At 34.8% G+C, this 13274-nt stretch carries 13 protein-coding genes; 11 read left to right on the top strand and 2 right to left on the bottom strand.

From position 1 onward, the window contains the following. Positions 1-20: 20 nt before the first annotated feature. The 4 genes from rpsA (at position 21) to F5ESL0237_RS03425 (ending at position 4422) form a co-directional block, all read left to right on the top strand. A complete protein-coding gene (gene rpsA / locus F5ESL0237_RS03410; protein WP_090091879.1) occupies positions 21-1226 on the top strand; it encodes a 30S ribosomal protein S1 in 1206 nt (401 codons plus the stop codon). 64 nt (positions 1227-1290) lie between these two features. Continuing rightward, a complete protein-coding gene (gene der / locus F5ESL0237_RS03415; protein WP_090091880.1) occupies positions 1291-2601 on the top strand; it encodes a ribosome biogenesis GTPase Der in 1311 nt (436 codons plus the stop codon). 182 nt (positions 2602-2783) lie between these two features. Further along, positions 2784-3059, top strand: coding sequence for an HU family DNA-binding protein (locus F5ESL0237_RS03420; RefSeq protein WP_090091881.1), 276 nt, complete (start codon positions 2784-2786; stop codon positions 3057-3059). A gap of 112 nt (positions 3060-3171) precedes the next feature. Continuing rightward, positions 3172-4422 (top strand): peptide-binding protein, encoded by a 1251-nt coding sequence (locus tag F5ESL0237_RS03425; RefSeq protein WP_122024640.1) that lies wholly within the window; start codon positions 3172-3174, stop codon positions 4420-4422. Positions 4423-4470: 48 nt separating this feature from the next. Here the strand turns inward: F5ESL0237_RS03425 and F5ESL0237_RS03430 are convergent, their stop codons facing one another. After that, positions 4471-5358, bottom strand: a complete 888-nt coding sequence (locus F5ESL0237_RS03430) for a YitT family protein (RefSeq protein ID WP_122021633.1) — start codon at positions 5356-5358, stop codon at positions 4471-4473. Positions 5359-5460: 102 nt separating this feature from the next. Between F5ESL0237_RS03430 and F5ESL0237_RS03435 the strand changes: the two genes are divergently transcribed. Then, on the top strand, positions 5461-6654 hold the full coding sequence (locus F5ESL0237_RS03435) for a CCA tRNA nucleotidyltransferase (RefSeq protein ID WP_122021634.1): 1194 nt from the start codon (positions 5461-5463) through the stop codon (positions 6652-6654). Here the strand turns inward: F5ESL0237_RS03435 and F5ESL0237_RS03440 are convergent. Next, positions 6640-7305, bottom strand: coding sequence for a hemolysin III family protein (locus F5ESL0237_RS03440; protein WP_122021635.1), 666 nt, complete (start codon positions 7303-7305; stop codon positions 6640-6642). The genes F5ESL0237_RS03435 and F5ESL0237_RS03440 overlap by 15 nt on opposite strands. A 119-nt stretch (positions 7306-7424) precedes the next feature. Here F5ESL0237_RS03440 and F5ESL0237_RS03445 point away from each other — a divergent pair, with 119 nt between their 5' ends. From F5ESL0237_RS03445 to topA, 6 genes are all read left to right on the top strand, one after another. Beyond that, positions 7425-8285, top strand: coding sequence for a DegV family protein (locus tag F5ESL0237_RS03445; protein WP_090091891.1), 861 nt, complete (start codon positions 7425-7427; stop codon positions 8283-8285). Positions 8286-8290: 5 nt separating this feature from the next. After that, positions 8291-8521, top strand: coding sequence for a YozE family protein (locus F5ESL0237_RS03450; protein ID WP_122024641.1), 231 nt, complete (start codon positions 8291-8293; stop codon positions 8519-8521). A 48-nt stretch (positions 8522-8569) separates the two neighbouring features. Beyond that, on the top strand, positions 8570-9409 hold the full coding sequence (ylqF, locus tag F5ESL0237_RS03455) for a ribosome biogenesis GTPase YlqF (protein ID WP_118896463.1): 840 nt from the start codon (positions 8570-8572) through the stop codon (positions 9407-9409). Then, positions 9406-10161 carry a ribonuclease HII gene (locus F5ESL0237_RS03460; RefSeq protein WP_122021636.1) on the top strand — a complete coding sequence of 252 codons (756 nt, stop codon included), beginning with the start codon at positions 9406-9408 and terminating at the stop codon, positions 10159-10161. The genes ylqF and F5ESL0237_RS03460 overlap by 4 nt, the downstream gene beginning before the upstream one ends. Before the next feature lie 52 nt (positions 10162-10213). Then, positions 10214-11050, top strand: coding sequence for a DNA-processing protein DprA (gene dprA, locus F5ESL0237_RS03465; protein ID WP_122024642.1), 837 nt, complete (start codon positions 10214-10216; stop codon positions 11048-11050). Between the two features lie 77 nt (positions 11051-11127). Then, positions 11128-13236: a type I DNA topoisomerase gene (topA, locus tag F5ESL0237_RS03470; RefSeq protein WP_122024643.1), complete on the top strand. Its 2109-nt coding sequence runs from the start codon at positions 11128-11130 to the stop codon at positions 13234-13236. Positions 13237-13274 lie beyond the last annotated feature (38 nt).

Consider the following 13274-nt stretch of genomic DNA (forward strand, 5'->3'; position numbering starts at 1 on the left):
ATGATATCGGGAGGTAAATAATGTCAGAAAATAGTAATCAATTTTTAGATGCATTAAAGCAAATGCAAGGGGTTGAGGTCGGAGATATTGTAGATGTTGAAGTGTTGGATGTTGAAGAAGGCCAAATCGATGTCGGTGTTGTAAATGCCGGTGTTGAAGGTGTAATTCCTCGTCGTGAATACACTTCAGATCGCAACGTCGATCTACGTGATGCTGTTAAGCCAGGTGATAACTTTAAGGCTTTAGTTTTAAGAAAAGCTGGTGGCGATAAAGAAAACGGTGAATTTTTCTTCTCAGTTACTCGCTTAAAGGAAAGAGAAGCATACGAAGAACTAAGAAAAGATTTTGAAGCAGGAAATCCAATTGAGGGTACTGTAACTTCTTCAGTTCGTGGAGGTTTACTAGTTGACGTTGGTACTAGAGGATTTTTACCAGCTTCACTTATCTCAAATCGTTACGTTTCGGATCTTAAGCCATATATTGGTAAAACAATGAAACTTAAGATTACAGAGATTGACCCAAGTAAGAATCGTCTGATTCTTTCACACAAAGATTTAATTGAAGAAGAGCGTGAAGAAGCTTTTGACAGTGTTGCATCACAATTAGTTGTGGGAGACATCGTTGAAGGTAAGGTATCTCGTTTGACTAACTTTGGTGCTTTTGTTGATGTTGGTGGAGTTGACGGATTAGTTCATATTTCCGAAATATCATACAAGCATGTAGATAAACCAAGTGATGTTTTAAAATCTGGTCAAGAGGTTAAAGTTAAAGTAATTGGTATTGATGATGACAGACATCGCATCTCCCTTTCAATTAAGCAAACTGAACCATCCCCATTTGAACAAGCCACAGCAGAACTTCATGAAGGTGATATTTTTGAAGGTGAAGTTAAGTCTTTAACTAATTTTGGTGCTTTTGTTGAAGTAGCTGATGGAATTCAAGGTTTGGTTCATGTTTCTGAAATATCATATAAGCATGTAGATAAACCAAGTGATGTTTTAAAAGTCGGCGAAACAGTTAAAGTTAAAGTACTTAACATTGACCCTAATGATCGTCGAATTTCACTTTCAATGAAAGCTACTGAAGCTAAGAGTTCAGATAGTGAAAGTACACGTTCACACAATTCTTACAATAGAAGTGCAGTTAATAAAAAGTATATGAATAGCGATGACAGTGGCTTTGCTTTAGGTGACATTATAGGTGACCAATTAAAAGATCGTCGTTAGTTTTAATAAAAAATGCCGACTTAACTTAAAGTCGGCATTTTTATTTTTAAGGGAGGCTGGAAATATGGTTTTACCTGTAGTTGCAATTGTAGGACAACCCAATGTTGGTAAATCTACTCTTTTCAACCGGATAATCAATGAGCGTTTAGCAATCGTTGAAGATAAGCCTGGTGTTACTCGTGATCGTAATTATGCTCAAGCTGAGTGGATGGGGCATAAATTTGATTTGATTGATACAGGTGGAATAACCTGGGAAAATAGTCGAATTGAAGATGAAATAAGAGCGCAAGCAGAGATTGCAATTGAAGAAGCGGATGTTATTGTCATTCTGACAAGTGTTACTAATCATTTAACTGACTTAGATGAACGGATTGCACAGATGCTTTATCAAACTAAAAAGCCAATTGTTCTTGCTGTAAATAAGGCCGATAATCCTGAACAAAGAATGGATATTTATGATTTTTATAGTTTAGGATTAGGAACACCAATTCCAATTTCAAGTGTTCATGGGACTGGAATTGGAGATTTACTTGATTGTATAGTGAGTGAACTACCTAAAGACCTAGACCAACAAAATGATGATCAAATACGTTTTAGCGTGATTGGTCGTCCCAATGTTGGTAAGTCGTCAATTGTTAATAAACTAGTTGGTGAAAAGCGGGTAATTGTTAATAATGAAGAAGGCACAACACGAGATGCTGTAGATACTCCATTTATTGATGAAGAAGGCACTAAGTTTCGAATTGTCGATACAGCTGGAATTAGGCGTCGTGGTAAAGTTTACGAAAAAACTGAAAAATATTCTGTCATGCGAGCAATGAGTGCAATTGAACATTCTGACGTAGTTTGTCTTGTATTAGATGCAAGTACTGGTATTCGTGAGCAAGATAAGCATGTTGCAGGTTATGCTCATGAAGCTGGTTGCGGTATCATTATTGTAGTCAATAAATGGGACTTGCCCAAAAAAACTAGTAATAGTGGTAAAGAATTTGAACAAGTAATCAGAGAGGAATTTCAGTACTTAGATTATGCGCCAATTTTATTTGTTTCGGCCAAAACTGGACAAAATCTTGATCAAATAGCAAAACTAGTTAAATTGGTGCATCAAAATCAAACTCAACGTATCCAATCAAGTATTTTAAATGATTTATTACTTGACGCAAGTAAATTAGCCCCTGCACCAATGATAAAGGGTAAGCGACTTAGATTATATTATATGACTCAGGTTGCTACAGCACCACCTACATTTGTGGTATTTGTGAATGATCCAGAATTAATGCACTTTTCATATCAACGCTTTTTAATCAATCAGTTGCGTAATAATTTCAATCTTTCTGGAACTCCAGTTAAGATTATTGCACGTAAAAGAAAATAGTTTGTATTTAGCAAATAATAAAAAACACAAATTTTGATTAAATTGCTTGTTGTACTAAGGGTTTTGTGCTATTTTAAGAACAGAGAAATGATGATTTAAATAATCATTTATTCCTTATTCTTTTTTGAAGGATAAGTTGAGAATCTCTAGATGGAGATTTTATTTTGGGAGGTGAATTCCAGATGGCAAATAAAGCTGATATAGTTAATGAGGTAGCATCAAAAACCGATTTAACTAAAAAGCAAATTGCTGCAGCTATTGATGCAATTTTTAGCTCAATTCAAGATGATCTTGCTAAAAATGAAAAAGTTCAATTAATTGGTTTTGGTACTTTTGAAGTGCGTCAACGTGCAGCTCGTAAAGGTCGTAATCCACAAACTGGTGATGAAATCGAGATACCAGCAAGTGTTGTTCCTGCTTTTAGACCAGGTAAGGCTCTTAAAGAGGCAGTTAAATAGTTTTTAATAAAAAGATGATGGCATTTTTGGCCATCATTTTTTTTACTTAAAAAAATTTATAAAAGAGCTATAATAGACACCTGGATGTAATCTGATTAAGTGGAGGAATAATATGAGCTATTCAGAACAATTACTTGATTCAATTGAAGAACAAGATTTTTCTCAAGCAAATATTTTATTAAAGAAAGCATTAGAGAGCGACCAACCAGAAATTTTAGCATCATTAGCTGAAAGTTTAACTAATATTGGTTTTACTGATTTAGCTAAACAAGTCTATCGTAGTCTTATCGCTCAATTTCCCAAGGAAGATATTTTTAAAATTTATTTAGCTGAAATTTTATTAAATGATGGCAAAGATGACGATGGCTTATCTTTACTTTACAATATTTCTAATGCATCACCAGCTTATCTTGATAGTCTTTTAGTACAAGCAGATTATTATCAGACCAATGGCTTTTTAGAAACAGCTTATAGTAAATTGACGGAGGCATCTCAGCTTGCTCCCAATGAAGATGTTATAAAATTTGGCTTAGCTGAGATAGATTATCTTAGTGGTCGATATGAGAATGCACTTGAGTTATATAAGGATTTATTAAAGCGACAAGAAAGTTTTGGTGAAATTAGTTTAAATGACCGACTTTTTCAAACTTTAGCAAAATTAGGTCGGTATGAAGAAGCTAGCCAAGTAATTAAAAGTAATAATAGTTCGTTATTAGACATTGATAGTAAATATCAAGCCGGATTAGTGTTATTAACAGTCAATGAAGATGATTTGGCAATTAAGTATTTGAATGAAGTTATTGGACAGAGTCCAGACTATGCTAATGCTTATCGCTTGTTAGTTACTGCTTATAAACATAAGAATGATAATGAGCAAATTTTATATATGGCCCAAACTGGTATTGAATACAACGAATTTGATCCTGTTTTGTATGTAGAAGGCGCCTTAGCGGCGGTTAAACTTAACAATAATAAAATGGCTGAGGAATTGCTTAAAAAGGGTTTGAAGAATATTCCTGAAAGTGAAGATTTACGCTTGCAGTTATCTAACTTATACCTTCGTGAAGGCAAGGATACAGAAAATCTGCAATTATTCAAAAATGTTGCTGAAGATGAAATTGAGCCGCGAGCACATTGGAATATGGCTATGTCATATCAAAATTTAGAACAAGCCGATAAGGCTAAAAGTGAGTATCTATTGGTTTATCCTGAATTCAAAAATAACGCTGCCTTTTTAAAACAGATGATTCGCTTTTTTAAAACTCAGGCGCACTCAACTGATATTGTGAAGCAGTTACTACAAAGATACTTAAAATTAGAACCTGAAGATTTTGAAATGCAAGAAATGTATGCTGATTTATAATTAAACAAAAAAACTGTTGGAAATTCCAACAGTTTTTTTAATTAAAGACTATTTTCGGATAAAAAAGTGCCGTTGTTTTTGCTTATAGGTGAAGCCTTCACCAACAGCTTCATGGACTTTGATTACGCTAACGAATGCCTTAGGATCTTCTGCAGCTATTAAATCTTTAATAGCAGGCAATTCTCTTGGCGACACAACTAAATAAATGACGGGGCGCTTATGCTTACTATAGCCTCCTTGTGCTTCTAAATAAGTAAAACCGCGGTCCAATTTCAAGTCAATCATTTTAGCAATTTCTTGATATTTATTGGAAATAATTAATAGACCTCTAGCTGATGTTGTTCCTTGCTGAACGGCATCCATTACCCGGGATAAAATAAAAGAAGCAACTAAAGTATACATAATATGTTTAATATCCAAATATGAAAGTGAGGCAAAGAGTACTAGTGCATCACAGATTAGCAAAACCTTACCAGAAGAAATACCATAATTCATTTGTAAAATACGGGCAATAATATCTGTGCCGCCAGAAGTACCGTTGTAGCGAAAAACTAGTCCTAGTCCAATTCCTGACAAAGCACCGGCCATTATTGAAGATAAGAAGAGGTCGTGTTCTAGATTTAATTGCGATATAATAGGTACCAAGCGCCAAAACCATAAGAAGAAGGATAACCAAAGTGTCCCCCAAATTGTATAGGCTAAAAGACGCTTTCCCATGTAACGATAACCTAAAATAATTAAGGGAATATTTAATAAAAGGGATGATAGTCCCATATTAATTCCCCAAAAATGACGTAAAAGTAGTGAGATACCACTTATACCACCGTCAGTTAAATTATTGGGAGCTGAGATCATATCTAGACTAATACCATAAATAGCGCAGCCTAGCATAATCATTAACAATTCTAAAAGATTGTGTTTATTAAATTTTGACATAATATAAATCTTTCTTTTAAGTTCTTAAATATAGCCCCTTAAACATACCAGAAATAAAGTCTTTTGAAAATAAAAATACTAAGTTAAATGAGTTGATTAAGAATGAAAATAGATAAATTACCTTCAATTTTTTTATCGGCACTACCAGTGCTGAAAATATTAGAACAAGCTGGATATGAAGCGTATTTTGTTGGAGGATCAATTCGTGATTTGCTGCTAAAGCGGCCAATACATGATATTGATATCGCAACAAGCGCTTATCCTGAAGAGGTTAAGAAGCTTTTTCCTAAAACAATTGATACCGGAATTAAACATGGTACAGTAACAGTTTTACATAATGGGGAAAGTTATGAGATAACAACCTTTAGGACTGAATCAGGCTATCAAGATTTTCGTCGCCCTGATAAAGTGACGTTTGTACGTAGTTTAGCTGAGGACCTTAAACGACGCGATTTTACTATAAATGCTCTGGCAATGAATACTAGTGGAGATATCATTGATTTATTTGATGGATTAAGTGATTTACATAAGCATTTAATTAAAGCAGTTGGCAATCCGCTAGAACGATTTCATGAAGATGCTTTAAGAATGATGCGTGCGGTTCGATTTATGAGTCAACTAGGTTTCAGATTGGAAAAACAAACAGCAACAGCACTAAAAGAGTTGCATCCGTTGCTAGCCAAAATTTCAGTTGAACGGATTCGAGATGAATTTGTAAAAATGGGATTAGGGAATGATTCTAGAAGGGCTTTTGCAGTATTTTTGAATACCCATCTTAGTGAAGAAGTTCCAAATTTTGCTGGTAAAAAAAACTTGCTAGCGGTTTATCCCAATTTAAAGTTTAATCCCCACTTAGAAACGAGTCTCTGGAGTGTGATTGCTATTTTACTTAAGATTCCTAACCGCCAAATAGCGAACTTTATGCGCAGTTGGAAAAATTCTAATTTAATGACTAATAAGGTAGAAAAAATTATTACCTTATTTGATGTGATTTCTGCTCATGTGCCAACAGATTTTGAATTATTTGAGGCTGGTGAGGAAACTTTAATGAATACAATTGATGTTGCACGTATTTTAGGACAACCAATTAGTTCAGAAATCCTGGTTAACCGATATCGGGCTTTACCAATAAAAAAAGCCGCTGATTTAGCGGTTGATGGTCGTTTTTTGATTAACTTGGGAATTAAACCAGGGCCGGAGTTAGGCAATTTATTGCTAACAATCAAAAAAGCAGTTGTTGCAGGTGAATTAGAAAATAGCCCAGAAGCAATTGCGGCCTTTTTAAACGTAGAATAAAACTGAAAAATACATTAAAGCAGATGCTAAAATAACAAAAAGGTGCCAAATAACGTGTATATAAGGAATGCGTCTCATGGTATAAAAAAATGCTCCGACAGTATATGCTACTCCTCCACTAGCTAGTAACCAAAATCCAGTTGGGCTCAGACGAACATATAGCTGTTGGGCGACTAAAATTACTAACCAGCCCATACCAACATATATTATGGTATCTAAAATACGATGTTTGCCCCGATTGAAAATGTAGTAAAGTATGCCCAAAATTGCTAATAGCCAAACTAAACTAAACAAGAACCAACCCCATCTACCGCCAATGACTACTAATGAATAAGGCGTATAGGTACCAGCAATTAAAAGAAAAATTGAGGAATGATCAAAAATTTGAAATATATTTCGTGCTTTTGTAAATATTAAACTATGAAAAAGGGTTGAAAAAAGGTATAGTAGCAACAAGCAAATTCCATAAACACTGAAGGTAATAATTCTTACTGTACTATGGGTTGAAACAGCTTTAATAATCAATAAAATCAACCCCGCTATAGCGAGACAAAAGCCGATGCCATGCGTAATAGCACTCAGCGTATTGTCAATAATATAGTATCTTTTTGTTCTTTTTTGCGGCTCTTGCCAAAATTCTTTTAATTTCATAATGAATCAAGCCATTCACTTTCTTCTTTTTGTTTATTTTTTTGATATAATACAGATAATTGATATTAATATTCTATCATAAAAATGTGACAGCAATTCAGAATTGAGGGCGAGTAAAGTTGTCAGAAATTAAAATTTTGACAGATTCTTCGGCACAATTGACGCCAGAAGAAATAGAAAAATATAATATTACGGTTGTACCGTTATCGGTAACCGTTGGAGGTAAAACCTATTTAGATGGGGTAGAAATCACTAGACAACAATTTGTTGATGAAATGGTTATTGCAAAAGAATTACCCAAAACAAGTCAACCACCAATCGGGACTATCATAAAAGCAATTAATGATTTGACAGCAGATGGTAGTGAAGTCATCGGTATATTTTTAGCCAAAGCATTAAGTGGTACGATTGATGCAGCAAGGCAAGCAGCCAATATGGCTGATAAGCCTGATGCTGTTCATATTGTAGATTCAGAATTAACAGATCGAGCTGAGGGACTACAAGTTTTAGCTGCTGCACGTGATGTTGCATCTAACAAAACAGTTAACCAAATTTTAGAGCATATTGAAAACATTAAAAAAACGCAGCGTTTGCGGATGATGATTGTGAACCTAGAAAATGTTATTAAAGGTGGACGTTTAGGCCCCATCTCTGGGAAGATTGCTAATTTACTTAATATTAGAATTGAATTACAGATGCCAGGTGGAGAATTAAAAATTGCTAAAAAGGGCCGTGGTAAAAAGTTCTCGCTTGCCTTTGATCAACGCGTTTTAGCTGATATAGCGGCTAACAAAGATAGTATTAAGGAAGTGGGCATTTCTTATGTTTCAACTGGTGGAGTACCAGAAAAATTACTTGATTTGGCTCAAAAAATAAAAGATATTAATTCAAATATTAATGTATTGGTACGTGAAACTAGTCCTATTATTGCCACCCATGCTGGTATGGATGCGTATGCCATTTTATATTATACGGAGTAAACATATTGTCATATCGAGAGAGCTTTTATCGTTATTTAATGACCCAGTGTAGTGCAGATGCAAAAGATGATGTAGCACAATTTGCAAATAATGCTCTAAATGATCAAACTTTTCCTAAACAAGAGCAAAGTTATGAAGAATTGTCTAATTATTTGGAATTAAATGCAGGTTATTTACCAAATATGAGTATTTTTGATGAAGCATATCAAATGTACCGCGAAAAGATGTCATATTAATTATATATGGTCACATAGACCTTTTAGTGTAAAGAAGGCAAGATAGTAATGGCTAAAATTCAGTGGTATCCAGGTCATATGAATAAAGCTCGTAATCAACTTGAAGATAAGATGAGCTTAATTGATGTATTAGTTGAAGTATTAGATGCACGAATTCCACAATCATCAAGAAATCCAATGATTGAAGACTTGGTTGGAGATAAACCGCATTTAATTATTTTAAATAAAGCAGATTTAGCAGATCCCACAATGACCAAGCTTTGGCAAAAAAAATTAACTGGCAAAGGTAAATTTGTTATGGCAATGGACTCCTTGCATAGTAATAATATGCAAGTTTTAGTTCGTATGATTAAAAATGCCGCCAATGAAAAAATTAAACAGCGTGAAGCCAAAGGGGCTACTAATCCTATAATTAGAATTGCCGTAGCTGGTGTACCTAATTGCGGGAAATCGACAATTATTAATCGTTTAGTTGGACGTAATGTAGCAGTAGTTGGTAATAAGCCAGGCGTTACTAAGGGACAAACTTGGCTAAAAACGCAGTCTAATATTCAGATCCTTGATACACCAGGGATTTTGTGGCCTAAATTTGAAGATCAAGATGTTGGTTATAAGTTAGCTGCATTTGGAGCAATTAAAGATACAATTTTTAGCGCAGATGATGTTGCTTTATTTTTGCTTGCAAGTTTGCGCAAAAATTATTTAGCTGATTTGGTGAGATTTACTCGTTCGACAAAAGATCGAGTAGAGAAGATTAATAATACTGATTTGTTATTAGCACTTACTGAAGAATATGGCATGCGCGATGATTATGACCGTTTCTCTTTGTATTTACTACAACGGCTTCGTAAAGGTAAGGTAGGAAGGATTACGCTTGATCGTCCATGAAGATTACTGAAATAAAACAGTTATTAACTGAAGATAATGTTAGTGAGTCAGATTTAACAATGCTTTCGTTAGATTCAAGAGTTGGCGTCCAAAAATTATTAGCAAGCTATTATAAACGTAAAGCAAAGTTTGCCGAAAAAAAACTTGCCTTTAATAATCGTTTTTTTTATGAAAAAAAATATTGGTCGAAAAAAAAGATTGTAGCTGGAGTAGATGAAGTAGGGCGTGGACCGCTTGCTGGTCCGATAGTTACTGCGGCAGTTATTTTAGACGATAGTTTTGATCTTATTGAAGTCAATGATTCTAAAAAATTAAGTGGAACTAAACGTTTAGAGCTCTATCCATTAATTTTACAAAAGGCAGTTAGTGTAGCTATAGGAATAAAGAGTGCCCAAGTAATCGATCAAATTAACATTTATGAGGCTGATCGTTTAGCAATGGCTGATGCGGTAAAAGGATTGGACTTAAAACCAGATGCATTATTAGTTGATGCGATGAATGTGCCAATTAACTTGCCGCAAGAGCGCTTGATTAGAGGGGATGCTAAATCTAATTCGATTGCAGCAGCTTCGATTATTGCGAAAGTTTTTCGTGATCAGTTAATGGAAGATTATCATGATATTTATCCCGAATATCATTTTAATTGTAATGCTGGTTATGGCACTAAGGATCATATTGCAGCATTACAAAAATATGGTCCGACGCCGATTCACCGTAAAACTTTTGCTCCAGTAAGTGATTTTTATAAGTAAAATAAAAAATCTGCCTCCTTTTCTGCGTATTATACAAATGGGAGGATTTTTTATGAAAATAACAGATTTTCTTTTACGTCTAAAACTACAAAAAAATATTGGTTATGTTAAAATGTTACGAATTGCTAGTCAAATCACTAGCAATGATATCAGTATTCAGACTATTAAGAATATGAATTTGCCTGATAATTTAAATCAGTCATGCTTAGCTGCGTATAATGATACAGGGATAGAAAAAATTATTATTCGTATTAAGAAACAGTGTTACCCCATTAGTTTTTTTGATAATGAATATCCAGACGCCTTGCGTCAAATTTATCGGCCACCTTTAGTTTTATTTACTCAAGGAGATCTGAGTTTATTAAAAAATAAAATAGTAACAATCGTTGGCGCTAGGCAGGCTACTAATTATAGTCAAGTAGTGTTGGATAAGTTGGTACCTAATTTAATCAAAAATAAGATAGTAATTGCCAGTGGTCTAGCCAAAGGGGTAGACGTCATGGCGCACAAAGCAACCTTAAAAAATAAAGGTAAGACTATTGCTGTAGTGGGGAATGGACTTAATCATTTTTATCCCATGAGTAATTATCAGGTTCAAGAGCAAATTGCTAAATCTGGTCTAATTTTAAGTGAGTACCTACCTGATACTCCACCAAGACCCTTTCGATTTCCAGAGCGTAATCGTATCTTAGCTGGCATTGCACAAAGTGTGATTGTAACTGAAGCTAAGGAAAAGTCTGGCTCATTGATAACAGCTAACTTAGCTTTACAAGAAAATCGTGATATCTTTGCCATCCCGGGGCCAATTACTAGTCTCCTTTCTGCAGGACCTAACAAGTTAATTGCAGCTGGGGCTTGTCCAATTACGGATTTTGAATTTCAACTTTAAAGATTTGACAATTAGCCAATAAATATTCTATTCTCAGTCTAGTACTAAAATTAAGAAAATTAATGAGGAGGCTTTTGATGCCTACTAAGTCAAAGCCAAAAAAGCGTAAAAAAACATTAGTAATAGTTGAATCACCGGCTAAAGCTAAAACAATTGAAAAATATTTAGGACGTAACTATCGTGTGATTGCTTCTAAGGGACACATTCGTGACCTGCCTAAATCACAAATGGGGATTGATTTTGAAAATCACTACGAGCCTAAATATATTTCAATTCGTGGTAAAGGTGACACAATTAAGGAATTGAAGGCAGAAGCCAAAAAGGCTAAAGAAGTATATTTGGCTTCTGACCCCGATCGTGAAGGAGAAGCTATTGCTTGGCATGTGGCCCATGCCTTAAATTTGGATGATACAGCTAAGAATAGAGTTACTTTTAATGAGGTTACTAAGGATGCTGTCAAAAACAGTTTCAAGCATCCACGGGCAATTAATATGGATACAGTTAATGCCCAACAAGCTCGCCGAATTTTAGATCGAATAGTCGGTTATTCTTTATCACCTATTTTATGGGATAAAGTAAAAAAAGGTTTGAGTGCTGGGCGTGTTCAATCTGTTGCGCTTAAGCTTGTGATTGATCGTGAAAAAGCAATAAATAATTTTAAGCCTGAAGAATACTGGACAATTGACGCTGAATTTAAGAAAAAAACTAAAATATTTAAAGCCCAGTTTTGGGGAATCAATGGTAAAAAAAAGGACTTACCCAATAATGACGCTGTCAAAAATGTTTTAGCTAAAATTGATAAAAAGCAAGAATTTAATATTAATAATGTTGTTAAACGTGAACGTCGGCGCCAACCAGCTGCTCCGTTTACAACTTCAACAATGCAACAAGAAGCCAATAAGCGGTTAAGTTATCGTACTAGAAGAACTATGAGCATTGCCCAGCAGTTATATGAGGGAATTAGCTTAGGTAAAGAAGGTACGGTCGGCTTAATTACATATATGAGAACAGACTCCAAACGAATATCTCCAATAGCCCAGGCTGAAGCATCTAAATTTTTGAATGAAAAATATGGTGCCCAATATGCAGCTAAAGGGGCGCGGCATTTTAAAAATCAAGAAGATGCCCAAGATGCTCATGAAGCAATTCGGCCAACTAGCGTTTATCGTACACCGGAGTCACTTAAAGCAGTGTTAACTACTGAGCAATATCGTTTATACAAGTTGATTTGGTCACGCTTTTTAGCTAGTGAAATGACACCAGCTGTTTATGACACAGTTAGAGCAGATGCTGAACAAAATGGGGTGATTTTTAGAACTACAGGTTCAAAAATGAAATTTGCTGGCTTTACTAAGGTATATGACAATCAACAAGAAAAAAGTAGTGAATTACCTGAATTGGAAAATGGTGATATTGTTAAATTAGCAAAATCTGATAATAAGCAGCATTTCACTTTACCACCAGCTCGATATACTGAAGCCAGTTTGGTTCATGCTCTAGAAGAAAATGGTGTTGGTCGGCCTTCAACCTATGCTCCGACAATTGATACACTGCAGCGGCGTTATTATGTTAAATTAGAAGCTAAATCTATTGTACCGACAGAATTGGGTGAAATTGTTGACGATTTAATTGAAAAATTTTTCCCAGACATTGTTAATATTGATTTTACAGCTCAATTAGAAAATGACTTAGATAGCATTGAAGCGGGCCAGAAGAATTGGGTAAAGGTGGTAGATGAATATTATCATCCCTTTAAAAAGGAACTAGATAAGGCTGATGCCGACATAAAAAAAGTTCAGATTAAAGATGAACCAGCTGGTTTTAATTGTGATATCTGTGGTGCCCCCATGGTCATTAAAATGGGCCGCTATGGCAAATTTTATGCTTGTTCGCGCTTTCCGGAATGTCGTAATACGAAAGCAATTGTTAAAAAAATAGGTGTTTTGTGTCCCAAATGTGGTAAAGGTGATGTGGTTGAAAAGAAATCCAAACGTAACCGTAAATTTTATGGCTGCTCTCGTTACCCAGAATGTGATTTTGTTTCATGGGATAAGCCGATTAGTCGCCAATGCCCTAATGATGGTCACTTCCTAGTTGAAAAAAGAAGTAAACACAATTTAGTTGTTTTATGCCCTAATGGTGATTACAGCGAAGAACCAAGGGAAGAAGAAAAAGAAAACCAATAAAGTTAAATTTATGTAAATATCATCAAATCAATCTGATT

This window comes from Lactobacillus sp. ESL0237, from assembly GCF_003692985.1.
GTDB classification, from domain to species: domain Bacteria; phylum Bacillota; class Bacilli; order Lactobacillales; family Lactobacillaceae; genus Lactobacillus; species Lactobacillus bombicola.

Bases quoted from the DNA above. Each gene is read 5' to 3' on its own strand.
- rpsA (WP_090091879.1), top strand. From the start codon at position 21: ATGTCAGAAAATAGTAATCAATTTTTAGATGCATTAAAGCAAATGCAA.
- der (WP_090091880.1), top strand. From the start codon at position 1,291: ATGGTTTTACCTGTAGTTGCAATTGTAGGACAACCCAATGTTGGTAAA.
- F5ESL0237_RS03420 (WP_090091881.1), top strand. From the start codon at position 2,784: ATGGCAAATAAAGCTGATATAGTTAATGAGGTAGCATCAAAAACCGAT.
- F5ESL0237_RS03425 (WP_122024640.1), top strand. From the start codon at position 3,172: ATGAGCTATTCAGAACAATTACTTGATTCAATTGAAGAACAAGATTTT.
- F5ESL0237_RS03430 (WP_122021633.1), bottom strand. From the start codon at position 5,358: ATGTCAAAATTTAATAAACACAATCTTTTAGAATTGTTAATGATTATG.
- F5ESL0237_RS03435 (WP_122021634.1), top strand. From the start codon at position 5,461: ATGAAAATAGATAAATTACCTTCAATTTTTTTATCGGCACTACCAGTG.
- F5ESL0237_RS03440 (WP_122021635.1), bottom strand. From the start codon at position 7,305: ATGAAATTAAAAGAATTTTGGCAAGAGCCGCAAAAAAGAACAAAAAGA.
- ylqF (WP_118896463.1), top strand. From the start codon at position 8,570: ATGGCTAAAATTCAGTGGTATCCAGGTCATATGAATAAAGCTCGTAAT.
- F5ESL0237_RS03460 (WP_122021636.1), top strand. From the start codon at position 9,406: ATGAAGATTACTGAAATAAAACAGTTATTAACTGAAGATAATGTTAGT.
- dprA (WP_122024642.1), top strand. From the start codon at position 10,214: ATGAAAATAACAGATTTTCTTTTACGTCTAAAACTACAAAAAAATATT.
- topA (WP_122024643.1), top strand. From the start codon at position 11,128: ATGCCTACTAAGTCAAAGCCAAAAAAGCGTAAAAAAACATTAGTAATA.